The organism is Halorussus aquaticus (assembly GCF_024218795.1).
Classification (GTDB): Archaea; Halobacteriota; Halobacteria; order Halobacteriales; family Haladaptataceae; genus Halorussus; species Halorussus aquaticus.
Genome location: NZ_CP100403.1, coordinates 208,650 through 234,975 on the forward strand (window position 1 = coordinate 208,650; position 26,326 = coordinate 234,975).

Here is a 26,326-nt window from a genome sequence, read left to right on the forward strand (position 1 = left end):
AGACTTCCGGCGATGGATCGGAACTCGCAACCAGTCCAATACCCGCAGAGAGACAGCCGCTTGCTGCGGCTCAACCCCGGGGGAAGCGGCGTCGTGAGGCGGTTGCAGCATTCGTGCTTCACCGACGGCGGCGGGGTACTTCAATCTGGTCGTGATTATTCGTGTAATCACGTCCAGACGCTTATTTGCCTGAAGTGCCGAATCCCGGCGGTAGAAGTGTTAGTAGCCAAGAAACCGGATTTATAAATTATATGTCGCTATACTAAAACTGAGCCGGCGGTCTCAACTGAGTCCACCGTATAGAGGCGGAATCAGACTATTCTGAGGTTGCTGCTGGGGTATTGTAGAATAGTTTTCTATTTTGGAATAGTACGCTATTCAGTCGATTCTGAAGAAGCAGACTCGCGGGCTTGTTCGAACCGTTCGGCCACTTCGTCTACGAGATCTTCCTCCACGACGGTTCGGAGAAGAGCATCAGTCATTTCCCGAACGACGATGTTCTGGTAGCCCTGCTGGTTGAGCTCGCGTTCCAGTTCATACTTCAGCCAGGAATCGAAGTCCTCGATCGTAGCCTCCCGGGCGTAGAAAGGCCGCTGTTTAGCGGCCTCATAGCTGAACGCTGAATCTGTCATCGGGTTTTGTCGTTCGACGGGTTCCTGAGAGGGCGTCTCCTCGTCGCCTTCCGATTCAGACGCGTCATCCGTATCCTGGGGTTCGTCGTCCGGTTCATCTTCGAGTGTCTCCCCGAGGTCGGCAAACGGATCGTCGTCAGCCATGGCGGACCACCTCCCCAGCCTCAACGATGTGCGCCAACTCGTCGAAACACTGCAACTGGTCACAGTCAGGGTCGTAGTCCAGCAGGGGTTTGCGCTCGCCGTAGGCCTTCGTGATGCTGGTACGGTCACGGATGCCCGGTGATGGTTTGAGATCGCCGGCGTCGACAGCCTCCCAGTCCGTGATTCTCGCGAAATTCGGGATGCGGTCCTGAAGGTTATCGTGCGAGTTGAGACGTTCGAGGAGCTGTCGATCCTGAGTCTGCTGGTCGATACGGCCGCTCAACATGTTCGGAACCAGCGACAGGACGTCGACGTCCATATGCTGCCGAAGCGGGGAGATCTGTCGCTCGATGGTTCGCTCCAAGCCGGCCATCGCCTCGTTCCCAGGAGCGAGCGGAAGCACGAGATTCGCTGTCGCGACGAGCGCGTTGTCCGTGAGTCGGGACCGGTACGCCGGCGAATCCGTGACGATATAGTCGTACGTATCACCGAGGAGTGGGTCGACGACTTCCCGTTTGAGCAGCGCAGAGGGTTGGAACACGTCGCCCACGACGATCTCCCGCTCGACCTGTTCTAAATCCTCGCTGGACGGGAGAATATCGAACTCGTAGCTGGTATCGTAGACAACAGAAGTCGGGTCAGCATCGTCGAAGAAGACGTCGCCGATTGTTTCCTCGGTGTTGTGATACTGGTCGTCAAAACCCAGCCCAACGGACGCGTGACCGTTCGGGTCAAGATCGATGAGGAGGACATCGTGTTCGTGTGCGGCCAGCTGTCGGGCGAGGTTGACCGCAATCGTCGATTTTCCGACGCCCCCCTTAAGCATACAAACCGAAACAGCCCGAAAGTTGCCGTCGGTCTGTACCGAATCATATGGGCTATTCGGGCTATTCGTTCTATCTATGCTATTCTCGCTATCTGAGCCACTCATACTATTCAGCAGTATCAACTCCTCTCAACTTAACTCTGTGGTGAATAGTCCGAATAGTATTCTATTCCAAAGCTATACGCTATTCCAGAATAGTTTACTACTCTAGAATAGTTAGGATAGAATCAGTAAACGTGGCTTAGGAGACGAGCTCCAACATAGAGCGAAGTTCAGATTCGATATCAGTCAGTTCACTCCGTTGCCACTCAAACCGTTCTTCGACCCCAACATCGGTAAACCGGAGTGAAGCACGAACCTGCCGGGCGGGATCGTGCTGGAAGAGCGCGAGAGCGTAGGCAAGCATTTGCGGCCGATAGTGGTCAGCGAGGGTATCAGTCGTCGTCGACGAAAGATCGTTCGTCTTGTAGTCGATGATATGATACGCATCAGGAGTGACCAGAAGACGGTCAATATCACCCACTATGCGGGAGTCATCAAGACGAGCGACAACTGAGTACTCGTCATAGGTCGCTTCGAGTGGGAGGTCCGCCTCAGTTTCATCGACGAACCGGATCGCATCCTGGGCATGGCTCACGGCCGCTTGGAGATCGTCATCCGTCGGTTCTTCGCTCCCCATACGACTCAATTGACGAATAAACGAGGGCCACTCTTCTCGTGGGGGACGGAGCTCATTGAGCCGATGGACAACAGTTCCGAAGGTGGTGGGACTCAATCCGACTGTCCCATCCCCCGACGTGTAGCTGTGTCCGTCTTCGGAGGCATCCGCAACAGCACTGACGAGGGTCGTCGCGGCAACGCGAACGGCAGCCTGACGTTCCGGCGGGGAAGGGACAGTAATCGCAGGGTCTAACTCTTCAGTCGGAGCCTCAGATTGCCATTCAACCGGCCGAGGTGGCGCCTGAATGGTGTATTGGGCATCACCAATTCGAGCGTCTGTAGCTCCATCGTGAAACGTCTCAGCGACTAGCTCATGGTCGTCAAACAGAATGGGCTGGAGCCAATCCCGCCATCGACTGGCGTCGTCGAAATCATCTGGCTCACCGAGTTCGATGTGGCCAGACTCATCGATATCGATGTCGTGTGTTCCACACAGCAGCAGGTGGTCCCGAGTTCGGGTACAGGCCACGTAGAGCAGTCGTTTGGATTCCGCACGCTCTTGCGGGAGCGAGCGACGATCGGCATATTCGTGGACTGCCGTCTTCTCGATTGCGAACGCATCGTTGGGGTGGGGAGCACCTACTGCAGGAATCGGTGGGGCATCAGTCGTCCCCTCGACGAGGCGGACATAGCCGTGGTCGTCAACGGACCGCCCGAAATTGAGGTCACTTCCGAGATCGGGGACAGTGACGATTGGGAACTCAAGTCCCTTCGCGGCGTGAATCGTCATTATCCGAACGCCCTCAACATCACCCGGAATGTCAGCCTCTCCTTCTCGGGGGTCAATCTCGGTTTGGCGGTCGATCCGGTGGAGTAACCCAGCAGCTGTGTGAACACCGTTCTCACTCCAAGTTCGAACCTGGTCGCGAAATTTCTCGACGTTCGCGACGGCCTGCTGACTGCGTTCGTCAGCACTCACACTCGCCAGATACCCCGTGTCGTCGATCACCCGGGACAACAGACGATTCCACGGGAGCACACCATCCTCAGACGGCATCGCACAGCCACTAAGGGTCCGCCACGAAGTGAGGAGGTCGAAAGCATCCGCGAGCTGTGGATCGTCCGTCTCGGCGAGTGCATCCCACACTGAATCGGCCTCTGCGACAGCTGGTGCGAGGCGGTCATCGGTGAATCGGAACAGCGGCGACCGAAGCACCCCGTAGAGGGAGACGTCGTCCTGTGGATCACCGAGTACTCGAAGCAGGTTCGTGAGCGCCTGGACCTCAGGCGTATCGTAGAACCCGACGCCACCGACGACAGTGTAGGGGATGTCGTACTCTTCGAGGGCGCGCTGATACCGATCCAGATGGGTTCGCCGGCGAAGGAGGATCGCCGTGTCGTCCGGCGTAGCGTCGCGATGATCACCCGTGTCGGGGTCTTGGACTGTCGGCGGATCGTCGAACAGGTGGGTCAGTCGAGCAGCGAGTGCTTGCGCCTCGGCCTCGATGGTGTGGTCCAGCGCACCTTCGGCGACCGGATGGTCGTCGCCGAAGAGTTCCGCCGCAGTGTCGGCATCGTCGGGCACAGCGAGATACTCGACACTCCCGGTAAGTCCCTCGATGTCCTCGACACGGTCACGTTGCGTGGTCAACTCCTGTGGTGGCGCTTCGTAGGGTTCGTGCGTATCACCCTCCGACTGGAACAGGTACTCGAAGAGTTCGTTCAAGAACGACAGCGGCTCATCCAGCGTCCGGAAGTTCCCAGAGAGTTCGAGCGCCGTCGGACTCTCGGCCTCGCTGTCGGGGACATCGTCGACCCCACGGGCTTCGTTGACGGCCCGAAGTTCCGCTCTCGCCGCTCCAAACGTCGTTACGTCGGCGCCACGGAATCCGTAGATACTCTGTTTCTCGTCGCCGACCAGGAAGACGCTCGACGCCGTCTGCTCGTCGACGCCCGTGAGGAGCTTGACCAGCTCCCACTGGCGCGGGTCCGTGTCCTGGAACTCGTCGACCATCACGGCCGCAAACTGGTCTCGAAGCCGCTCCGTGACGGCATCGTTCGCTCGCAAGAACTCAAGGGTGGTCTCGATCACGTCGGGAAAGTCGAGCGTATCGCGGCGCTCCTTCTCGTCGGTGTAGGCTGCGAGGACGGCGTCGAAGACCCGCATCAGAGCCAGTGCGTAGTGGGCGCTGTTCGATTCGAGTTCACCGGGCGTCGTCTCGACTGCATCCGCGTGCGGTTCGACGGCCGCGATGACCGCGTCGATGACGTCCTTCAGGTCGTCGTAGACGTCACCGTACTCATCCCACTCGTCCCGGTCACCGACGACGTACCCCGAACTGCTGTACAGGCCGCCGTTCTTCTTCTCACAGTCCTCGTAGAGCTCGAGGATTGCCCGCTGACAGTCGCGAGGATCGCTTTCCTCCGGGTCGGCAGGGAGTGTCGTCGCGACCTCGGTGAAGGTCCGGTAGGCCCCAAGGCCGTCCTCGTCGGCGATAGCGACCTCACGGTCGACGCGGCCTGCGACCGTGCGTAGCTGCTCGAGGAGTCCGTCCGCATACAGCGTCTGTCGAGCGTCGGCAGCATCGAGGTCACAGACAAACTCCCAGCAGATATCGACGTAGTCGTCGACCTCGGCGTCACGCCACGCCTCAAGGACGGTCTCGCTCTGTGGGCGATCATCGAGTAATCCAGCGAGTACATCGACCAACTGGTCACGACTCCAAAGCTGAGCAAGGAGCTCCACGTCGTCATCGTCTTGGTTGCGTTCGAGGAACTCCGTCACGACTTCGCGTTGGAGTGTCGCGGCGCCGTCTTCGTCGAGCACGTCGAAGCCGAGCGGGACCGGAGCCTCGACGGCCCGTTCCCGCAGGAGCCGGGTACAGAACGCGTGAATGGTGTGGACGTAGCCGTCCTCCAGGTCGTCGAGGACGTTTCGCCAGCGGTGATAGGCCTCTGGTGAGTCGACGGCCTCGAGCCGGTCGTACACCTCCTCCCGAACGCGCTCGGTCAGTTCGGCAGCAGCCTTTCGCGTGAAGGTGATCGTGACGATGTTCTCCGGAGTGAGCGACGGGTTCTCGGCCAGAATCGTCACGTACCGCTCGGTGAGCGTCGTCGTCTTCCCCGTCCCGGCGCCGGCAGTGATCGCGACGTTCCGGCCCTGGACGAGCGCGTCCTCCTGTTCCTCCGTGAGCTGAATCTCCTCAGGGTCCTCAGTCATCGCTCATCACCGCCTCGATGTCCTCGTCGTCACGAACACGGAGTGGAACGTACGCAGCGTCGTCCTCGTGGACTTTATCGACGAACTCCCGCTTGCGGTGATGGCGGACATCGCACGCCCGACGGTAGTCACAGTATCGGCAGTTCGCTCCGCGGGCGGACAGAAGCGTCGTGTGGAACCGACCGTTGCCGATCGCCTCGTCGATCTGGCCCAACCACTCCGGAACGACATCGTTCAGGAACCGACGGAGTTCGACCTCTGAATCGAACTTCGATTCGACGCCGCGTGGAACCTTGAGGTCGTTGGGGGGCCGTACCTGATAGTACGTCGCTGAAAGCGATCCCTGCTCGAACAGATCACCGTCGACGACGTTGGCCGCAGCGAGCAGATAGATGGGGAGCTGGAACTTCGTGCCGCCAGTCGTTTTCGTCATATACGGTGCTCGCCCAGTCTTGTAGTCGTAGAGCGTGAGCGTCGGTTGTTCACCATCCCGGCTCACGTCAACGCGGTCGATGTAACCCCGAATCGAGACAGTCGAGCCGTCCGGTCGCTCAACTGTGAACGGACCAGCATCCGAGTCGGGAAGCCCCTCACCGAACGGGGCCTCGAATAGGTGTGGGCGGCCAGCGCCGTCCCGCGAGAGCTCGTTGTCGAAGAAGGTAGCGAACAACCCCTGTTCCGGTGCGTCGTGGGGTTTGCTCCCGGCCTCGTACGGAGCGCTCTCGCCCTCACCCAAGCCCGCGAACAGCTCCGCTTTCCACCGCTCGTAGAACAGACCGTCGTACTCGAAGTCGGCATCCCGGAGTTCCTCGACGGCGATCTCGCGAAGGTACGTCGCCAAGTCGCCCCGGTCGAAGTCCGTGAGATCGACACTATCCTTGGTCTCGTCCTGCAGATCCGCAAAAAATCGTTCGAGAACGTCGTGAACGTACGACCCGGTTTCGAGGGGCGTAGGGACGACCTCAACGTCGTCGGGATCCTCGATTCCGAGTACTTTCTCGGCGTAGAACTTGAACCCACACTCGACGTATCGCTCGATCCGACTCGCGCTGTAGGGTTCTCGTTCCGACGGAGGATAGACCTCAGCGACGGTCTCGGGTTCTAACATGCCGTCGTGTTCGGAGAGGCCAGCCGTTCCCCTGTTGTCCGCACAGTGGAGTCCCCGATCCGTGCGCTTGGTCTGCTCGGGGGAGAGGTCACCTCGGTCGCCGGCGCGGCTGACTGCCGCACGCCGGTCGGCCGTTACAGCGACGTGGCGCTGGAGGTCTTCGCGGGAGCCTACGCGGTCGTCGACGCCGTCTTCGGGGTCGATGCCGGTCACGCGCTGGAGTTCGTCGAGGACCGGCGACCGGACGACGGCAGACTCGTCGTCGCCCGTCTCTGGTGTGGTGATCGTGAGTTCGTCGACGTTCGCGAGCAGCGTCGCGAAGAGATAGCGGCCACGGAGTCGTTCGTCGCCGGTGTCGAATCGCGGATGGGCGTCGGTCATCTCCTCGAAGAAGGCCGGGCGTTCCGGCGTCACAGGGAAGTGTTCGCTTGTCAGGCCCACGAGAAACACCTTCTCAAACGAGCGCATCCTGGCGTCGAGCAGCCCCATCACCTCAACATGGCCGCCAGCAGCGCGCTGTGGAACCCTGATCGGCACACCATCGAGCGCACGGGTGAACAGTGCCAACGGGGAGAGATCGCTATTGACCGCCGCCAGCGACTCGAACGAAGAGAGGACCTCGTCCACGAGGTCGTAGGCTCGCTGTTCAACGGCTTGCTCGGCGCCGCTGGCGTAGTCCTCCGTCGCCGCCTCCAGGTCGAACCGGTCGTCCAACAGTCGTCGGAGCGTCTCGGTTGCGCCCTCGATGTCCTCCGTTCGGAGCGTCTCTAGCGTGGCCAGCAGCTCCTCGATCAGTGCCGCCGCCTGGTCGTCGACGTCCTCGAGCAGGGGTGACACAGAAACAGTATCACGCCGGCGAGCAGCTGCCGTGACAGCGTTGGCTTGGTCGGTGTCGACGACGTCGACCAATGGATTTGCTAACAGGGACGTGAGGTCCTCAGCACGGGGGTCGGGTTCGGCGAGGTTCAGGAGGTCGTGTACAACGCTCCCGGTGAACGTCCGGTTCAGCTGTGAGGCGGCGGTCGTGACGTGCGGGATGTCGAACGTATCGAACGTGTCCTCGACGTACCTCGAATAGGCCTCGGTCCCCGGGACGACGACAGCCAGGTCGTCGGGATCGCGACCATTGGCCAACTCAGTCCGGAGCTCGCGAGCGACGAAGCGAATCTCGCGCTCGGGCGTCGGGAGTTCACGCCATCGCAGAGTGTCTGGAGCAGGGACAGTGTCCGGGTCCGGGCGGTAGAGCGACTCGGTGATCGTTCCAAAGGCCCGCCCTGACTCGTCGACGGGCTCGAGTTCTACTGCCTCAAAGTCAAGTGCTTCGTAGACATCCAAGGCGTCCTCCGCAACGGCGTCGACTCCGCTCCGGCCATCTTGGTGGAGCGGCAGCAGTGCGATCATCGGAAGTTCATCGACGAGGCGTTCGATGAGGCGGCGTTCGACAGGACGGAACTCGTGATACCCGGAAAGGATGACGACATCCGGTTCCGGAGAGAACGCCGATAGTGACTGCTCCGCCGTCGCCACGGCGTCGAACATTTCTCCCCGGGTACAGACCCACTCGTCGACATAGTCGCCGTGGAGATCCCGGTAGTGTCGGTACGCGTCGGCAGTGGCTTTCGCGATACGGTCATCGACGTCTGAGCCCTCGAACTCCGCTACGAGCGCGTCAGCGGTACCGACGCCGGCGTCGTCGAAGAGCGAGAAGCGGCTACTGAACGAATCAGCGAGAGCGGCAGAGGCAGGTTCGCCAGCGAGAGCGCCATCTGTCTCGGCTGTCGATCTGTCCAGAGCGTACTCCGCCAGCCGGCGGTTCAGCTGCCCGGAGAGGGGTTGAACCGGACCGTGGAGCTCCTCGTACCACTCCCGAACGACCCCGTCGAGCGTCTCGGCACGAAGACGGAGGGGATCGTGCGACGCGGCCCAGCGGTCCTCAACCATACTCCTGCGAGCGTCGTTTCGCGTTATGTAGAGAATACTCCCCAGCGAGTCGGTGGCAATGTCATCAGCCCGCTGAAATGCCCGTCGTTCCAATCGGGCGTGTTTCGGGCCGGTGAGGAGCGTGGAATCCATCGAACACTCCCTACCAAGATATCGGTCTCACTTCACTCTTGGCGAGAGTGACAGCTTAGGAGCGGCTTACCAGAAGCGGCCAAAAAATCAGAGAGGACTGAGAACTCAGTCGACGGTCGCTAGCACTCGGATATCTGTGTTCGAATGTCGTTCGCGCTGAGTTCGAGCACCCCGTTCTTGCAGGAAGTCCTCTATCTCATCAGCCAGCGTATCGGCGTCCTCTCTATCGACGTGTACGATCAGCGTTGGCCGGTCTGGATCGTTGTTGTCGATGACAAGCGATACGACTTTGAATTCATCCGGCTGTCTGTACGCCTCGAATTCCTCGGCGACCTGGTCAGCCAGGTCATCGAGAATATCTACTGGATCTGAGGTCATATTTGGATGACGAGCAATTGGAAAACGATCACACCTGACGGGCTTGGAGAGAATCCTATCGACTCCTACCACCTCCAATTTCCAGTTCGGCAACCAGGTGTTCAGAAGCGTCGTTCCGTGGACCGTGCGAGAATGTCTGATCAACTTTTAAGACACGTGACCGAGGATAGTGCTGTATGTCCATTTACTTCGAAGAAACCACCTCCTCTAAACTCGATATCCATGACTGAGGAGCAAACCAAGGAAATTCGTCGCCGTTTAGACGAGGACCTCTCCTTAGACGATTTTGAACGAGATTACCGCTCAACCGGAGAGGCGGCTACCCAGTTCTTCCAAGACCTCTTCGTTCAAGTTCTCAACTTCGAAGAGACAATGTCTGCCTTGGGCGACGCAACTTGGCAGGATATTCCCGTTCACGAGTGGCCGAACACAGCTCGGGCGAACGCCGCTCGACTATTCGCCGAAGCAGGAAACTTCCGTGTCATCTACGTCGAACTGGAGAAGCTGACCCGGACAGCCGAACGAAACGCCATCCAGAGCCTCACTCGTTCAGACCGAACGAGTGGGTGGGCCATCGACGGCTCCTTCCTGACTGTATTCCACGCTCCTGACGAGGACATCTGGCACCTCGTCACACCCTACGAGGAAGGCACGGACGACATCACGACTGGCCGTCCTGTTCTGCGCCGGTACACCCTCGGGGAAGGCGAGACCCACCGCACCGTTGCAAATGCGCTGTCGAGTATGGATGCCAGCAAAGGGCGGCTGGCAGAACGCATCGATGAGGCGTTCCGAGTTAAGCCCGTCACTGAGGATTTCTACGAGAACTACAAGAGCGCCTTCGACACGCTCAGTAAGGAACTTCGCCGTAAGGGACTGGAGATTGAGGACGCCGACCGGTACGCACACACGATGCTAAACCGGTTGATGTTCTTCTACTATCTCCAGAAGAAGGGCTGGATTGGTGACCGGAAGGACTTCGTCCGATGGTTCCACCAGCAGTACGAGGAGTCCGACGAGGAGGACGTGTTCCACGAGAAGTGGCTCTCGGCGCTGTTCTTCGAGGGTATGAACAGTCCGGAAGGCGGAGAGATCGATGCTGACCTCCCTTCCGAAGTCGAGACGGCTATTGCTGAGCTCCCGTACATGAACGGTGGACTCTTCCAGCCGACTGAGGAGGACGGACGCGACACGTTCCTATCAGATTCTGCGCTGAAGTCGGTGATCAAAGAGTTCCTCGAACAGTACAACTTCACCGTCACCGAGGAGAGCCCCTACGATATCGACGTCGCCGTCGATCCCGCGATGCTCGGGAAGATCTACGAGTCTCTGATTGCTGAGCAGGAACGCGGCGAAGCTGGGATCTTCTACACGCCTCGTGTTGAGGTGGATCTGATGTGCCGGATGGCACTGTACGAGCAGTTCTGTGACCATGCAAACGATCTCGATGCCGAAGGAAAACAGCAGATTGTCGAGTTTATCTTCAGTGAGCCACAGGACTGGGATGCGGAGAGCAGCGGGAAAACAGAGCAACTGGAGAGTATCCTCCACGAACTGCGTATCGTTGACCCCGCCTGTGGTAGTGGTGCGTTCCTGGTGGGAATGAAGCAAGTGGTTACCGAACTTTACCGAAAGCTCGGTACGACTCCGGATTACCACCTCAAAGAGCAGATCATCAACGAGAATCTGTACGGCGTCGATATCATGGACTGGGCGGTTCGGGTTGCTGAGTTCCGTCTTTGGCTTTCGCTCGTTGAGGGCGAGGAGCAACTCCCCGACCAGCGGCCAGTGCTTCCAAATTTCTCCTTCAAGCTTAAGGTTGGCGACAGCCTGATTCAGAAGCTCGATGGAGAGTTTGTTTCCCTAGATACCCTCACGCGAACGTTAGATGGGGATACTGGCGACCTCCTTACTGAACTGAAAGAGCTGAAGCGCGAACACTTCGAAGGAGAGGCCGATCGGACACAGGAGATCGAAGAGAAGCAGGTGGAACTTCTCAAGAATCACATCGACGGTCTCATCGACAACCTATCTAAAGACGGTTCTCAGCAGACCCTCTTTGGGGACACAAAGGACGATCAAGTTGATGACGACGTCGAGGAGCGGATTGAAGAGCTCAAGGAGACTCGCGACGCGATTGACGAGGCCGGGGCTACTGGGTTCTTCATGTGGGACATCGACTTCTCCGACGTAATGGTAGAAGGTGGGTTCGACATTGTGATCGGTAATCCACCATACGTCCGTCAAGAGGACATCATCGACCAGGGGATTCACCCAGAACGCCTTGATGAGATGGAAGATAGTGAGGTCAAGGATCTTAGGAACCAGTATAAAAACGACCTTGTAGAGTATGTACAGAAGACATTTGACATCAAGCCATACAAAAGAAGCGACATATACATATATTTCTACTTCAAGGGAATCGATCTGCTGCGGGAGAACGGAACTCTGTCATTCATCACCTCGAACTCTTGGCTTGATATCGGCTACGGGAAGCGGCTCCACGAAGGTTTGCTCAAACTAACCGATCTTTCGTACATTCTCGGCAATACCAGTGAGAAATCCTTCGAGGACGCTGACGTCAACACGTACATTACAGTTGCGAATCGGAAGTCTCAGGAGGTATTGAACGAGAATACTCGCTTCGTCCGGTTCAATCGCGGCTTCTTCGACTATGATTATGCAAATGAATTCGGAGATTTCTTGGTTTCCCCCGAGGAGTCGGCGGAAACTGTTCCGCTGGACGAAGAAACCATGCAAGTCACTACAAGTGACGGAATACGGGTTGCGTCAATTCCACATGAGAGTCTGTGGAGGTTAGGTGGAGGAAGTACGAAAGAGATCGACACCGAGGAAACTGAACAGGTCTTCTCAGAAGAAGTGGGTCTTGTGAGTAACCAGTCTTCGCTTGAATCGTATGAGGACAGTGGATGCCTCCCCACCGGTTCTTATGAGGATGGAATCTGGGGCCGGTTTATTGAGGCACCGACGCTCTATTTCACTATTTGGCGGGACTCTGGAAGTAAATTTGCCACTCTCGGGAGCCTCGTAAGTGATGAGCAGGGGCTTAAACGTGGCACCACAAGCGGTGCAAACAAATTCTTCTTCGTCCCTCGTCCGGGGAACAGCAATAATACGTTCGAGTCTTCTGTGGAGGAATCTAGCGGAGATCTCAGGCTACACCATACTGATTCAGGAGAAGACTACTATATCGAAAAGGAATACTGGATGAGAGATGCCGATGAGGTCCCCGACCGCTTTATTGAGGACTTTGACTACATCTATGAAGGAGATAGCCGAAGACTGGTTCCTAACCTGATTCTAGTAAAGAATCGGGAGATCAAACAAAGTCCGATCAAGCCAAGCCACTTGAACTCTGTTCATCTCCAGATTGAAGGAGGGAAGTCCGAGTTACAAAACGAGCAAGTAATCGAATATGTTAACCTTGGAGAAGAACCAATCTGGGGTAGAACGAATAAACCACTTCCGGACCGACCTACACTAAGTGGTTCTCCTTGGTATGAGCAGTCAGATTGTGATCGCCCGTTCTTACTACTGAATAGAACATTCAACGCTAATTTCCAATTCCATTACAACCCCTGTCTGTTTGAGGTAGCAGATAACTTCTTCTACCTTCCAAAGCCAGAGTTTGTGTCACCAGAGTACCTAGCTGGTTACATGAATACAACATTAGGTTGGTTCATGACCGAGGTGACCGCTCGTGCTTGGACAAATACTCTGAGGATGGATAAGTTCGAGTATCAACAGATGCCAATACTGAATGCTTCAGATGGGATTGAGGAGGGCATCAAAGAGACACTCGAACAAGTGATGAGCCGCGATATTGGCAATGTGTTTGAGGAGCTGCAGGCTTATTCCCCGGATGATTTCGATTTAGATGAGATGAAGCAAGATCGGAGATCCCTTGACGAGCCTTTCCTTGATGAGATCGGTCTTACCTCTGTAGAGGAGAAAAGCGAGTTCTACCAAGAGATGGTTCGCATGGTCCGGGATAGACTGATGAGGCAACCTGAAGAAAATCCATCACTCTGTGAGACTATCGTACAACACAATCCCCAGTATGACTATTCCAGATAAGCAGTTCAACTGATCGCTCTAATCTCCTTTTTCAAGGACTCGAAAGCAGCTTCTGCACACCCTTGTTCGGTGGTGCCCAGAACTAGTACCTTCCCGCTCGAAAACACAAGGAGCGTAACAGTTTGGTTTGCTGGCCGATACACTACGCCCGGGAATTGCTCGGGTTCGTACTCCGTGAATTCTAGACCAAGGTGAATCGTGAGTGCTTCCAGATTCACACTCTGCTGAACCTCGTCCATGAATACAGCTGTCTTCTCTTCAAATTCAGCGTCCTCAATATCGAATCCAATCTCAGATAATATTCCAAGAAATTGATCGATCCAGTCGTTCAGATCGTCATGATCAGATGCTCCGCGGACTTGAAACGCTCCTGTACGATAAATACTAAATGCTGGGCTTTCACTTCCGAATTTCACGGTTACTATCCCAGCACTCTGGAAGTTCGTCTCCAAGATATCGCCGACTTCATCTTTCAAACCTGTAACGAGGGGATCCAAGTTGATTTCCCTGCCTAAGGAGCCGCTTCCCATGATACTCACGATCTCCATTTGTTTGGTACTACTGGTGAATCACTCAGTAGTGCGATGAAACATTTTTCATGTGGCTTGTTCCAGTGTAGTGTATGTTTCCGCAAATCTCCTTCACGGTTTGCACCACTAAGATAATAAACAAATATCGCAGTCAAGCCGCTCGAAATCATGAGTGATGACGAATCAATAGGAATCATCGATAACCGGCGCTACTCGCACCTAGACGAGGTCCTGAAATCCGGGCTCGAAGGCGACGGGGTGGATCGGATTCGGATTGCTGTCGGGTACCTCTATATGAGCGGCCTGAAGCGACTTCGTCCAGAGCTGGATGAATTCCTCGACAACGGTGGTACACTCCAAGTCCTAATAGGGAATCCAGATCAGCAGGGGTTGGACGAGCTCATAGAGGCTCATCAGAACCTCCGTCTCACTGGGACGAAATTCAAACAATCACAGAACGTCAAGTGGAGTGAGCGCACAGAAATTCGTGCCGAAACCGCGAACAACTACTCGAACCAGCTGCTTTACGAAAACCCGACTGCAGAGAATCAAGCGTTCTTCACGAAGCTAATCGACTGGCTAGAACAGGGACGTATCCAGCCAAAGCTGTACCTTCAGGAACGGTTCCACGCAAAGGCATATCTCTTCGAAAAAGACGAAGGGGACATCTTTACACCCAAAGACGTCGGCGTCGTCGGTTCGTCGAATCTCAGTCTCAGTGGGCTCCACAGCAATACGGAACTAAACGCACCCGTCTACAACGAGAGAGTTACGCAACTGAAGGACTGGTTCGATGACTTGTGGGACGACGCCGTAGAATTCGACGCCGACCTCCTAGACGCATTCGAAGATTCTTGGGTTTCGAACAATCCGGGTCACGTTTCGGCGGAAGACGAGCCACCGGCACTGCCGGATGATTCACTCCCAGATGACACGACGGAGACGCTCCGTGAGGTCAGTAGTGGTACTGGTCTCCCGGCGCCGTATCTGGTGTACACGAAGATTCTCTACGAGCTTTACAAGGAGACATTAGAGACTGCTGAAGACTATCTCCAGTCATTCGACGTATACGAGGATCTCTATGAGTTCCAGCAGTGGGCGGTGAATCGGGGCATCCGAATCGCCAACAAATACGACGGGGTCCTCGTCTCCGACGTGGTCGGGATGGGGAAGACGTTCGTCGGCCTTGGCCTCCTCGAACACTTCCACGCTCGGAATCGTCTCCGTGGTAACAAGGGGAAGATGTTGATCATCTCGCCGAAACATCTTCAGCCGATGTGGGAGCGGATGGTCAACAAGCGGTACAACTTCAACGCGGAAGTAATCAGTCTGGGGATGGTCTCGAAGGAGGACTACCACGAGACGCTCCTGGAAGAGCATGACGACACGACGGTATGTCTCGTTGATGAAGCGCATCACTTCCGGAACGACGATACACACCGGTACGACAATCTACAGTCGTTCCTGCCGACGGTCAATCAGACAATTCTCCTGACTGCGACACCGTATACGAAAAGCGCGTGGGACGTCTACAATCAGATTAAGCTGTTCCACATCGAGGACCTCACGCAGATTCCGATTACGCCCCCCAACCTCTACGACTTCACACAGATGGCGGAGAACGACGAGACTGACCTCTCGAATCTTCTCAGCCACGTCATGGTGCGGCGGACTCGCCAGGACATCATCGACCAATACGGTGAGGAAGATGAAGAGGGCAATCTGTATCTCCAGATGGGTGGCGAACGACGGTACCTCCCAGATCGGCACTTACAGACGGTCGATTACAATCTGCATGAGACGTACTCGACGGAAGATGGTGTGAATGATTCACTCTACGATGCGATTGTGGAGACGCTGGAAGACCTCACGTTCGCTCGGTACTCACTGGGTCAAGAGGAATACCTGAAGACGGGGTACGCGAATCAGGACCCGTATCAGAACCTCTCTTCGATGGGGAGGAGCATTCGTGGGTTGATGAAGTCCAACCTGCTGAAGCGGTTGGAAAGCAGTGTCCATGCCTTCTACACGTCTCTCAATCGGATGCTTCGGAGTTACCGAATGTTCCGGGATCTCCTCGACGAAGGTACGGTCGCCGTCGGGAGCGACGTCTCCGAACTCATCAACAGTGGAGAGCAGATCGATACAATTCTTGAAGAGATCGACGAAATGGTTGAGGAGGGAGAGTACGCGGCGTACCAAACAGAGGCCTTCCATCTTGAACAGCTGAAGCGTGATCTGGAGACCGATATCCAACTGTTAGCTGATCTGCAAGACACGCTGGAACCGTTCCATCAGGACATCCAGAACGACTACGCGATGGATGACAAGGTCGAACAGCTCCGCCAGCTTCTCGGAAACCTCCGTATTGGGTCACATGAGATCCTCCAACGCGGTGACCGTGCTGAGAAGCTTATCGTGTTCACGCAGTTTACAGACACGGTAGAGTATCTGGAAGCTGCGTTTGAGCAGTTCCAAGACCGCGGGCTAATCTCTGATGATGTTCGGTTTGCCAGTGCCACGAGTGACACGTCAAACGTGGAGAGCATCATCCAGCGTTTCGCTCCAGAGGCGAACGATGCACGGGATGAAATCGACCCGAGCGAGGAGATTGACGTCCTCTTTGCGACCGACGTGGCGGGGGAGGGGGTCAATCTTCAGGATGCGAATTTAGTCATCAACTACGACCTGCACTGGAATCCCCTGCGTCTAATTCAGCGAATCGGTCGTGTTGACCGCCTCGGGAGTGGCCACGACGACATCTACGCGCTCAACTTCCTGCCGGAAACGGAACTTGAAGAGGAACTCGGTATCGTTGACCGGGTTGAGTCTCGGGTCCAAGAGATCAGTAGTGTTCTCGGCGAAGACGGGGAGATCCTGAGCCCGGAAGATAACGTGAACAAGTCGTACATGGAGGACATCTACGCCGAAGAAGACATCGAGAAGGTCGAAGACGACGTTAACGAGATCATCGGGAGTGACGATCTTATCGGTCCGGCAAGCAGCCTTCAGGATCTCAAACAGGAACATCCGGATCTCCTCAGTTGGTTGGATGACCGTGACGGTATTCGAAGTGCGATGGAGTGGGATCGAGAATACGACGGCGTCGTCATTGTCTATCGGCAAGGAGACTACACGACCCCGTACCTCGTTACGTTCCCAAGCGAAGGAGGTCAGGACCTTGCCACACAGGAGAAGGACACCATCGTTGAAACAATCACATGTCCCGTCGATGAACCAGTCGCATCCGTCGACGCAGAGACGTTCGACAGTCGCTACGAACGGGCGGTACAGGTGGCACGGACGGAGTTCGGCGAGGACATGGGGAAACGGCAGCAATTCCAGCGAGAAGCCCGTCAAGGTGCGAGCATTGATCGGGACTACGTGATTGACGAACTTGGAGAAGTCGCGTCGTCTGTAGAAAATACCGACCAACAACAGACACTAGCACAATTCCAGGACATCGTTGAGACTGTATCGGCAGACCAGATCCTCGACGAATTCCGAGACTTGCGTAACGAGGAAGTCACGGGGGAAGAACTGGTAGCTGCTGTTCGAGAGATCATCTCACGATACAATTTACAAGAGAAATACGAGGAACGTCAGGAATGGGCGGAAGAACAGGAAGAACCGCCCCATGTCGTCGCGGGGATGTATTTGAAAGGAGGAGATTAGATCGCTTCCCAACGCGCTGAAGTTCAAATAGCTGTAGGAGCCAACTCTAACCATGGCCGAATTAGACCAACTGCCCACCACTGACTCTGGACACGTCGTAAAACAACAAGCGATGGAGTGGATGGAAGGTTTGGACGAACCAAGTGAGGGAGAGCTCAAAGACGCCGTGATTCCGAAGCCTTCCGACTTCTCAGGTAGTAAGTATCCAACAGAGATCTCCACGGTTCGAATTACCGGAACTCCTGAATTTATTGAGGCAGCAGGAGCCCTCCTCAAGCCCTTGCTCGATTTTGAAGACGATACTACCCGTGTCGAAGTCAATCTTCAACGTACTGAGGATCGGGATACTGGAGAACTAACTGATAATTACGCTCTCTACCTATCTATCGCCGAGCGGGGATGAGTCCAAGACACCACCTGTACACTATGGAAAACACAGACAAAGGAGATCGGGTCCGAATTGACATCCCCGACGAGACCGATCCAGACCACCAATATCACGGAGACCACGGTGTAGTTGTGAATATTCTCTGGGACGACGCCGGCGTAGAAACAGGAGATTCACGGGACTCACGGCTCTATCGAATCCAGCTCGAATCGGGAGAAACGATTGATGTTCGATGGCAAGATATCCGTCCTCCGATTCAGTGAATGACTTCGAACCACCTAATCGAGTATTCATCGAGAGGATTCGGAGGCCTCGGTAACGACTTGATCGAATAATCGCTCCACACTTGCTTCAAGATCCTGCACGTATTCATCGTAGGAACCTGTGTCGGCGTCAGTCGACACTGCGAAGGAGTGCAACGAGTACCCCTCGACTGTTGAGGGAGGCATCTTCACACTTCCACCGGGATAGACTAGAACGCCTGGAACTTCGAGCGAGAGGATGTAAGAGGTCAGCTGATACACGTCGCTAGAAGACGGCGATTCGTGGTTGGTTTTCCACTTCGCGTCGGCGACGAGTATCGGTTCCCCACCAGCTGTCCGGACGAGGACGTCCGGTCGCATTGAAACCGAGTGGGGACCGTCGACGAGGTTCGGGATCGAGGCCTGACCATCAACGCGAAGACCCTCTAGTTCTTGTGCGACAGCACGAAACCCCCGTTCGACGATCCGCTCGAAGACGGTATTCATATTCACGAATAACGCCAGCGAGCGCTGGGTCCCGGCACGGATATCCTCGAAAAATTCTCGCTCTAACACCAGCGTCGCCAGTTCGAGTAATGTCGTGTAGTGGTCATTCAGTCGAGAGAGTTCGATACGTCGAACGGTTGCTGGCTGTACCGGTTCCACGCTAACGAACTCCCTGAGCTGTCGCTCCTGTACTCTGAGCTGGCTCCTAAGGTCGTCATCACTTACGAGAGTGATGAGTACCCGAATTGACGCCAATACCGCCTGATTCAGTGTATTGTCCGTGGTAAATTCCTCGTAGTCGACGGCGAAGTCGGTCGTGACAGGAGAGGGGCGCTGAAGCTGTCGTTGTACGTCGATTCGGCCTTTCACACGTTTTTCGATGCTACTCGTGGAGACATAATCCCGATGAAGACCTTGAGAGAACACCGAGTGGAGTTCAGCCCGAAACAGGATTCCAATCGCGTCAAAAAATGACGAGGCACTTGTGAAGTCCGTCTCCAAATCGAGAGTGTCGACCGGTGTATCAAACGCGTACCGAAGCGCCCACAGTAGCCGGGTCACAGTCCGCTTTGGGGTGACCTCGACGCGAACACCGCTGGGCAGCGTAAGTACCCCTACGTACGATCCACTAGAGAGGGTTACCTGCCCATCGCTCCCGAAGGAAACATCGAGTGGTGCAGTCCCAAAACGCTCCTCCATACACTCTAAAAACTCGGCATCCGCTTGCGAAACGGGGAAAGGGTCCGTCTCCTCATGTTCCCCGAGAGAGATTGGCTCCGACGGAGGCTCAGTTTCGGTGCCGCCAGCTTCGTCGATCTGTGGACCGATCCCGCCAATCGGGAGAAACTCAGTCATGCTATTGTTCGTTCGCCCGATTGACGAACTCGCGAAGGCTTTCGATGAGATCGTCGATATCTGACTGTGCGAGATCTTGTACGTTGAGCTCAGGGCTCTCGAAATCCCCGTTCTCCCCGTCTTCCGGGTCCCACTCGTGTTGATAGCCCGTAACCGATTCGAAGACCGTGGCGGCATCATCGATGAACGCCGGTGAAACCTCACTGTTGTCGTTCGAGACTACCCAGTTCCACCGGAACCCAATCGTACCATCTTCCTCAATCTGGATAACCCCGACAGATGGGTTGACCGAATCTGCTTTTACCATCAGACTCGCATAGTCGCCGTCCCCAAGATCAAGATTGGCGATATCGTCGGCATCATCAATCAACTGGAATATTTTTTCGGCGTTCGCCGGATCAAGCGTTGACGAAATCCGGTCACGGAACGCCTCAGTTGTTCGTTCTCCCACCCTCCATGTGTCGTCAGCGGAGTCAGAATCTGATTCTACTGATGATTCGCGTTCTTGGCCGGACAGATCGACTGGATTCTCGATTCCGCCGAGCGTACAGAGCGCCGTATAGAGGTCGTTGGCATTGAATGACTGAATACGCTCAGTATTCCAGTCAAATAGTGTCTCGCCAGTCCCATCAAGCAGATCTTCTCGAAGCCGGTCGAGCTGCCCAAAGTAGTATTCTTCCAGCTGAGGCAATATGTCGAAGCGCCACGCGTCGACGACTGCTGCCTTCGAATCGTGTTCGAGGAGGTAGGTGTGGCCGAGCTGTTTACCTTTCCCAAGCTGTGCCGCGTCCAAAATACGCTCGTTGAGTTCATCAATAGCAAGGATACTCGCTGCTAAGAGCCGGTCCCTGTCTGAGACGACTCCAGTAGGTGCTGTGAGCAGTTCTTCGGGTTCCATCTCGGCGTCGATGGTGTCGTACTGCTCGAAGACGACATCGAGATTTGGTGGGAAATCGATAAATCGGAACCGTCGACGGAGTGCCGTATCGACCAGCGATATCGACTGGTCGGCAGTGTTCATTGTCCCGATGATGTAGAGATTCGGGGGTAGCGTGAACGAATCGCCGGAGTGTGCGAGTTCGACCTCGAAGCTGCCTCGTTTATCAGCCTCCAGAAGGGTGATGACTTCGCCGAAGATCTGAGCGAGATTTCCGCGGTTGATCTCGTCGATGATTAGGACAAACGGCGGTGCCCGCTCACCCGCCGGCGTTGCCTCTAGCGCGTCGTTCGCGTCCTCAGCAACGTGTTTCAGCACCCCGTCCTCGACATCGTAGGTAACACTTCCAGACTCTGTTGCGTCGGCAGTCAGCCCCTCGATGAAATCCTCGTAAGAAAACGAGGGATGGAACGTCACCGAGCGAATCTGTTTCCCTGTGGGCTCCCTCTCGGTTTTCTCGTGGATCCATCGTTTTGCGAAACGCTTCGCATCAAAGGTCTTCCCCGTTCCAGGAGGACCATACAAGATAACCTGCTTGTTCTGGAAGAGCTGGCGTTCGATTTCTTCAGCACTATTCGGTTTTGACGGTAGTTCAGTGGCGTCGGTTGAGGTCGCCTTGTCGACGTCGATATCAACTTGGCTGAGGAGAAAGTTTGCGGCTGCGTCCGAGAGATCCGCAAGATATGCTTGTGCGAGGTGATCGTTTGAGTTTATTGGGTAGTATTTCTCTGTTCTGTACTTATCTTGACCGAGAGTCTCCTTAAGTTCGCTATCGACAGGGAGTGGTTCGTTGAACCAGTGGAAGTCGACAGCGATTCGCTGGTACTTCTGGTCGCGGAAGGAGTATGTTTCGTAGTGACCCGTGGCGATTGAGTAACCGATGAGCTCGTCGTCGAAATTATGGAAGATTACATCGCCTTCTGCTACCCGTTCAAGATCGTGATGCCACTCGTTGTCTACTTTAGCTCTCAGATATTCGTCTCGAATTTCAGCTTGATTACCTTGATTGATCCAGAACGGGTTGGTGTCCGTCCCTGCGAGGTCCTGAATTGTTGTCGTCGATCCATCGCCGCCCTCAGTACCAGAGTCAGTCTTAGCGTCGAGCACCGTCCGATAGAGTCGGATTGCCGCGTCAGAAGATTCGTTCTCGATACTCGACTCGTCGACCTTGTCGATCACATTGAATAGTTGATCCACCTCAAGCCGGATTGGGACCTCGAGTCCGTGATCAGCTTCCGCTGTCGCGTGGCCAACAACTTGCTCATATGTTTCGAGGAAATCTTCGAACTCCTCGACGCCCTCTGCGTAGGAGTCTGGTTGGTCGTAGTCGAAGAAGGCCAGACCGCTCTCAGTAGCGGCGTTGATGATCGGATACTCCTCAATATGGAGGTTGCCAAAGAGTTCCCGGACCGTCGTTTTACCACCTAGTTCAGATTCCCACTGGTCGTCGTATTGATCGGCATCACGAATTTCTTTTATAAGATCCGCAAGTTCATCAATCGAATTATCCCACTTAGACAGTATGTTCTCGGCGTTACCACGTTGGATAGCGGCATGCATCCGGTCCCACATCGACTTGAACCGTTCCGAGGTGGGATCGTCGATGAACGCATCCGCTCGATCCCGGATATCTTTCGTCCTGTCGTGTTTTTCGAAATCAAATTCCTCGCCAGCGGTGTGGTTTTCCGCGACTTCTCGCCACTCTTCAAGCACCTCCCGCTGGGCGGAAGTCAATATCGTGGACATCTCCCCCCCATCGCTCATTACGTCATAAACTCGGCTAAACGCCTCCGACCTGTTCTTAATCGGCATGACTGACTGGCGCGGCGCATACGCCTCGTCGTAATCTAAGACCTGGTTGACCTTCGCCCGATTGTAGCCATTCGTCGGGCGCCGCCAGTGTTCCCAATCGATGCCGACGTGAAACTCTTCGACATCATCGTCTGGGGCTACCTTCTTTTCAGGGTCGGTAATACCTTCACCACTCCACGGCTCCGACACAGTCCCAACTCCAACATAGGTGCCAGAGGGTTGATCATACATCAGCACCCTGTCGCCCTCATTTAGGGGTTGAAGCTGTTCTCCGTACTCCGACTTGTCGGCAAACGTCGCTGCTACGCTGACGTCCTCGAATAGTCGTTCAAAATCGATTGGATTGTGATGTTGCCGATTAGTATGAACGAAGTAGGTATCAGTCATCGATGATACCAATAGATTGCCTATTGGCTAAATAAAACCAGTCACCTAAATCCCTGCGGACGGTTCCGCGGTCGGTATGTTCGGAACATCTTCTAGAAAGCAGAAATCCGAATCTAGTCAATAGAGCCTCGACTCGCTCACGCCGCACCAGCGCGTCGTTTACAACAATGTTCGCGATCACGAGCCACTCGGGCCGAGCGAGATTCACGACCGCTATACCGAGAAGGTCGACGATCCTTGGACGAAACGGACAGTGCGGATGTATCTCTCCAAGATGGTCCAGTACAACCCACTTGATGCGGAAGGGACGAGTCGGGACCGGGAGTACTCACCCGTCGGTTCGGAAGCTGCGTCGCCAATGCAGTAATATCCTGTCTCCGATTGGGTGAGATCGAGCGGCAATCAAGCGAACCCTTGTGGAATCGCGAAACGCCGAAATCACGGTACTAGTACTGAGTGCCGACCGCGAATCGAGCATAAACCATGAATAGTTAACCAACATACCGTCAATAAATGCGCTTTGTTGGTTAATCGATGATCTGTATCGGTCGAAATTCGAACCACGATGAACGACAGGGATCGCGGAGAGTAGATTTAGAAACGGTCATTATCGGGAAGTGGGAACGAGCGAAACATGTGGAAAGAGGTCCACGGTCATCGATCGATTGGTGTCGGGAAGGGTAGATTTCGACTGGAATATCGGGCAGGCAACGATGGTAGCAGGGAGAGGGCGACCAGGGTTGCCAGTATTGCCAATAATACCGTCGTTTAAGTATCTCTCTCACTCCACCATTGCCAGTAACGAGGGGAGAATGGACAGGAGGGCAGAAGATGTCACGTCTCTAGTCTAGTCACTGTTATCTAAATCTACTATATCTAGTCGAATTTTCCCCAGTACGGGTTTGGTTTAACGTGCAATGTATTAAGAGTATCGCTGATTAGAGAGGGGGGTCAACGACCCCCTCCAGTTGTTGCAAAGGTTTACTGGCAATAGTGGAGTGTGTGTGTTTTATAAGCGGATGCGATACTGGCATAATTGGTTCGAGTGGTGGGTTAGTGGTGATACTGGAACCCATGGTTTTATGATGGTTCTTCGTCTTGAGTCCGCCTATGGGCCGATTCAATCGAGAATCGTTCATCATCCAGGACAAAGACGTCCTCCGGGATGATTACCAGCCAGAGACACTCGAGGAGCGGGACGAAGAACTCGACGAATATGCGGCCGCTCTCCGTCCCGTCATTCAAGGCTGGCAACCGAACAACGTTTTTCTCTATGGCGTTACCGGCGTCGGGAAGACAGCTGCTACGCACGATCTTCTTGAGGAGCTGCAAGAATCCGCCGGAGAGTACGACGACGTCGATCTCAACGTTATTGAACTCAACTGTACTGGCTGCACCACATCCTATCAGGTAGCGGTCAATCTCGTGAACGAGATTCGTTCTCCTTCTCACCCTCTCACCACAGTCTCGTCTTCGCGCGAACCGATGAGCGAAACCGGGTATCAACAAAAACGCATCTTCAACGAACTCTACAACGACCTTGAGTCGATCGGTGGGACTATTCTCGTGGTTCTGGACGAGATCGATAACATCGGCTCGGATGACGATATTCTGTACGAGCTTCCACGAGCACGCTCGCAATTGGATCTCGATGTGAAAATCGGTGTGGTCGGCATCTCGAACGATTTCAAGTTCCGAGAAAACCTCTCTCCGAAAGTCAAGGACACTCTTTGCGAAGAGGAAATCTTGTTCCCTCCGTACGACGCGACTGAACTGCAGAATATTCTCAAGCAGCGAGCCGATATCGCGCTCTACGACGATGTCCTCGAATCAGATGTAATCCCACTGTGCGCCGCATTCTCTGCACAGGACTCGGGATCTGCTCGGCAGGCGTTACGGTTACTCCGGAAAGCAGCTGATATCGCCGAGAACGACGCGATGGCGGGTGGAGAGGCGAAAATCACCGAAGACCACGTTCGGGAGGCCAAGCATCAGATCCAGCGACAACAGGTTGTCGAAGGGATGCATTCGTTGACCCGGCAGGGACAATATGTGTTGCTGACTGTCTGTCAGCTAGCGGCAGAAGGAGAAACACCCGAACGGACGAAACTGATCTATGAGCGCTATCGAGAGGTTCTTCGTAATCACGGCAGTGAACCACTGAAACGCAGGCGAGTACACGACCACCTGTCGGATTTGAGCCTCCACGGAATCTTACGGTTGGTCGACTCGTCGAGTGGACGCGGGAACTACAACGAATACGAGCTTGATGTCTCTTTGTCGTCAGCTCTTGATGCACTTGAGAGCGAGCTAGGAGAGCTCGACGACATTCGTGAAACTGCCAAGCGGCATAGGGTTCTGGAGTGACTTCTCAACCGTCAACACCAGTACTGCCAATACCCTCTCCACTTTTGCCAGTAACCGCGCAACCGTCAGTGCCAGTTTCTCCAGTACCCTCTCCGGTGTTGCCAGTAACTTCCTTGTTCCAATCAATCCGACTAGTTACTATCGGGACCACCGTTGCCAATTTCATCTAATAGCGTCTTGCCCTCCGATTTTACTGGCAATAGTGGAGTGTCTGACAAAATCTAAACGATATTTCATTTACGAGCATTTGCAATCGCTCTCCAGTGGACTACTTATCCCGTGAGGCTTCGTGGTTCGAAGACCCAATCTTGCACGGATTCACCCCCGCACTTACTACTCGAAAACGGGGGATGTCTTCCTGTTCGAGTTCATTTGTTGTCTGGGCCATCAGTGAACAGGATTTCGTGGAGAAACGACAGAAACGTCGGGGGTGTGAGTAACCGATTAGTCTCTGTCTACGGGTATTCCTGATCACTCACGAGAGCCTCGGTACACTCGACGAGGTCGTTCTCAGTCGTCCACCGGCAGAGACGCCTAGCATCGTTGAGCATCTCGAAGATCGCGGTCTGCATTCCACTGTAGGGACTCTCGACGGCTACGTTCGTGTCGATCGCGTCCGCATCTATCGTGTTGTACTCGCGTTTGAACACGTGCGTCTTCGCGAAGTACTCCTCTAGGGCTGTGAAGTAGCCCTGCTCGACGAGGAAGCAGCCCTGAGCGTGTTCGGTGACGCCCACGATGACGTCTGTGTGATCGGCGAGCAGCCGGAACTTGAGGTAGGTATTCGGTCACTCGCTTCGAATGTCGACCATCAGAAACGCGTACGCACCGGGCTGTCGGTTGAGACGATCTTTTACGAGCTGGAGACGACGGATTTCATGTTTCCCGTAGCTGCCGAGGACAAAGTACGAATTCTTAGCTGAGAAGATCGGCGTGAGCTCCGCAACACTCTGTTTCAGGGCTTCGTATTCTTCCGGTGTGAGTGAGGCTTCGTGCAGATACTCGTCGGCTTTCTCGGCGAGTTCGTCGACAGTGACTGGATCCTCACTCATCTAGCCGGGCATTCTCCCGTACCCTGCGTCTTTCACTTCGCAGACGGGGTGTCTCCCCGAACAACTGGCCATCCGACTGAGGTACTAGTTCGTCTACTCGTCCGGATTCACTGGGGATTTGTACTTTGATTTGACGCGATCTCCTTCTCGCCACTGCCAGTAGTAGTAGCGGTTGTCGTTGATCTCCTTGATCGTGATCGTCGCCTTCGTCGGGACATCATCGGGGAGGTCATCGGGTCGCTCGTCGATCTCGTCTTCCTCCTCCGCTTCGGCAAGGCGGGCCTCGCGCTCGCGATGCTCGGCGAGGTCCTCGGCATAGTGGGCAACGTCTCGGAGCAGCTCGGGTGAATAGCCGTTGAGTGTGTCGATGACGTCGGTGGGGAGGTCCGCTGGGGGCGTCGGTGGCTCGTAGGACATGGGCCGATCTGTGTTAAC

General features: G+C 55.2%; 14 protein-coding genes and 2 pseudogenes. 6 read left to right on the forward strand and 10 right to left on the reverse strand.

Annotated features, from left to right (window positions below; all coding sequences use genetic code 11):
- Positions 1–374 precede the first annotated feature (374 nt).
- The 5 genes from NGM06_RS23600 to NGM06_RS23620 form a co-directional block, all read right to left on the reverse strand.
- On the reverse strand, positions 375–776 hold the full coding sequence (locus NGM06_RS23600; protein ID WP_235167900.1) for a DUF7970 domain-containing protein: 402 nt from the start codon (positions 774–776) through the stop codon (positions 375–377).
- The gene (locus NGM06_RS23605) at positions 769–1,707 is read right to left on the reverse strand and encodes a ParA family protein (protein ID WP_122106900.1); all 939 of its coding nucleotides are present in this window, start codon (positions 1,705–1,707) and stop codon (positions 769–771) included. The genes NGM06_RS23600 and NGM06_RS23605 overlap by 8 nt, the downstream gene beginning before the upstream one ends.
- A 136-nt stretch (positions 1,708–1,843) precedes the next feature.
- Entirely contained in the window at positions 1,844–5,482 is a 3,639-nt protein-coding gene (locus NGM06_RS23610; protein WP_254270761.1) for a UvrD-helicase domain-containing protein, read from the reverse strand.
- Positions 5,475–8,531 carry a PD-(D/E)XK nuclease family protein gene (locus NGM06_RS23615; protein WP_254270963.1) on the reverse strand — a complete coding sequence of 1,019 codons (3,057 nt, stop codon included), beginning with the start codon at positions 8,529–8,531 and terminating at the stop codon, positions 5,475–5,477. Before NGM06_RS23615 ends, NGM06_RS23610 begins: the two co-directional genes overlap by 8 nt.
- Positions 8,532–8,768: 237 nt before the next feature.
- Positions 8,769–9,041 (reverse strand): hypothetical protein, encoded by a 273-nt coding sequence (locus NGM06_RS23620; protein WP_254270762.1) that lies wholly within the window; start codon positions 9,039–9,041, stop codon positions 8,769–8,771.
- 156 nt (positions 9,042–9,197) lie between these two features.
- Here NGM06_RS23620 and NGM06_RS23625 point away from each other — a divergent pair, with 156 nt between their 5' ends.
- Positions 9,198–13,139 carry an Eco57I restriction-modification methylase domain-containing protein gene (locus NGM06_RS23625; protein WP_254270763.1) on the forward strand — a complete coding sequence of 1,314 codons (3,942 nt, stop codon included), beginning with the start codon at positions 9,198–9,200 and terminating at the stop codon, positions 13,137–13,139.
- A gap of 5 nt (positions 13,140–13,144) precedes the next feature.
- Here the strand turns inward: NGM06_RS23625 and NGM06_RS23630 are convergent, their stop codons facing one another.
- Entirely contained in the window at positions 13,145–13,687 is a 543-nt protein-coding gene (locus NGM06_RS23630) for a TATA-box-binding protein (RefSeq protein ID WP_256568019.1), read from the reverse strand.
- A 150-nt stretch (positions 13,688–13,837) separates the two neighbouring features.
- Between NGM06_RS23630 and NGM06_RS23635 the strand changes: the two genes are divergently transcribed.
- From NGM06_RS23635 to NGM06_RS23645, 3 genes are read left to right on the forward strand one after another with little or no spacing between them, the layout of a single operon-like run.
- Positions 13,838–17,344 (forward strand): helicase-related protein, encoded by a 3,507-nt coding sequence (locus tag NGM06_RS23635; RefSeq protein WP_254270765.1) that lies wholly within the window; start codon positions 13,838–13,840, stop codon positions 17,342–17,344.
- Between the two features lie 52 nt (positions 17,345–17,396).
- Positions 17,397–17,747, forward strand: coding sequence for a hypothetical protein (locus NGM06_RS23640; protein WP_254270766.1), 351 nt, complete (start codon positions 17,397–17,399; stop codon positions 17,745–17,747).
- Between the two features lie 23 nt (positions 17,748–17,770).
- Positions 17,771–17,995 (forward strand): DUF8139 family protein, encoded by a 225-nt coding sequence (locus NGM06_RS23645; RefSeq protein ID WP_254270767.1) that lies wholly within the window; start codon positions 17,771–17,773, stop codon positions 17,993–17,995.
- Positions 17,996–18,022: 27 nt separating this feature from the next.
- Here the strand turns inward: NGM06_RS23645 and NGM06_RS23650 are convergent, their stop codons facing one another.
- Positions 18,023–19,336, reverse strand: a complete 1,314-nt coding sequence (locus NGM06_RS23650) for an McrC family protein (RefSeq protein ID WP_254270768.1) — start codon at positions 19,334–19,336, stop codon at positions 18,023–18,025.
- A gap of 1 nt (position 19,337) precedes the next feature.
- Complete coding sequence (locus NGM06_RS23655; protein ID WP_254270769.1) at positions 19,338–22,472, reverse strand: McrB family protein; 3,135 nt, start codon at positions 22,470–22,472, stop codon at positions 19,338–19,340.
- Positions 22,473–22,596: 124 nt separating this feature from the next.
- Between NGM06_RS23655 and NGM06_RS23660 the strand changes: the two are divergent.
- Positions 22,597–22,839: pseudogene (locus NGM06_RS23660) on the forward strand (BlaI/MecI/CopY family transcriptional regulator); the annotation flags it as partial.
- Positions 22,840–23,582: 743 nt separating this feature from the next.
- Positions 23,583–24,839, forward strand: coding sequence for an orc1/cdc6 family replication initiation protein (locus tag NGM06_RS23665; protein WP_254270770.1), 1,257 nt, complete (start codon positions 23,583–23,585; stop codon positions 24,837–24,839).
- Between the two features lie 455 nt (positions 24,840–25,294).
- Here NGM06_RS23665 and NGM06_RS23670 read toward each other — a convergent pair.
- Together NGM06_RS23670 and NGM06_RS23675 are read right to left on the reverse strand one after the other, a co-directional pair.
- Positions 25,295–25,891 (reverse strand): annotated as a pseudogene (locus NGM06_RS23670) (DUF8170 family protein).
- 93 nt (positions 25,892–25,984) lie between these two features.
- A complete protein-coding gene (locus tag NGM06_RS23675; RefSeq protein ID WP_122106741.1) occupies positions 25,985–26,308 on the reverse strand; it encodes a DUF6788 family protein in 324 nt (107 codons plus the stop codon).
- Positions 26,309–26,326: the final 18 nt, after the last annotated feature.

What these genes read in the sequence shown, in the direction of transcription:
- NGM06_RS23600 (WP_235167900.1), bottom strand. Translation starts at nt 776, where the DNA reads ATGGCTGACGACGATCCGTTTGCCGACCTCGGGGAGACACTCGAAGAT.
- NGM06_RS23640 (WP_254270766.1), top strand. Translation starts at nt 17,397, where the DNA reads ATGGCCGAATTAGACCAACTGCCCACCACTGACTCTGGACACGTCGTA.
- NGM06_RS23655 (WP_254270769.1), bottom strand. Translation starts at nt 22,472, where the DNA reads ATGACTGATACCTACTTCGTTCATACTAATCGGCAACATCACAATCCA.
- NGM06_RS23650 (WP_254270768.1), bottom strand. Translation starts at nt 19,336, where the DNA reads ATGACTGAGTTTCTCCCGATTGGCGGGATCGGTCCACAGATCGACGAA.
- NGM06_RS23615 (WP_254270963.1), bottom strand. Translation starts at nt 8,531, where the DNA reads ATGGTTGAGGACCGCTGGGCCGCGTCGCACGATCCCCTCCGTCTTCGT.
- NGM06_RS23645 (WP_254270767.1), top strand. Translation starts at nt 17,771, where the DNA reads ATGGAAAACACAGACAAAGGAGATCGGGTCCGAATTGACATCCCCGAC.
- NGM06_RS23630 (WP_256568019.1), bottom strand. Translation starts at nt 13,687, where the DNA reads ATGGAGATCGTGAGTATCATGGGAAGCGGCTCCTTAGGCAGGGAAATC.
- NGM06_RS23620 (WP_254270762.1), bottom strand. Translation starts at nt 9,041, where the DNA reads ATGACCTCAGATCCAGTAGATATTCTCGATGACCTGGCTGACCAGGTC.
- NGM06_RS23610 (WP_254270761.1), bottom strand. Translation starts at nt 5,482, where the DNA reads ATGACTGAGGACCCTGAGGAGATTCAGCTCACGGAGGAACAGGAGGAC.
- NGM06_RS23635 (WP_254270765.1), top strand. Translation starts at nt 13,838, where the DNA reads ATGAGTGATGACGAATCAATAGGAATCATCGATAACCGGCGCTACTCG.
- NGM06_RS23675 (WP_122106741.1), bottom strand. Translation starts at nt 26,308, where the DNA reads ATGTCCTACGAGCCACCGACGCCCCCAGCGGACCTCCCCACCGACGTC.
- NGM06_RS23665 (WP_254270770.1), top strand. Translation starts at nt 23,583, where the DNA reads ATGGGCCGATTCAATCGAGAATCGTTCATCATCCAGGACAAAGACGTC.
- NGM06_RS23605 (WP_122106900.1), bottom strand. Translation starts at nt 1,707, where the DNA reads ATGAGTGGCTCAGATAGCGAGAATAGCATAGATAGAACGAATAGCCCG.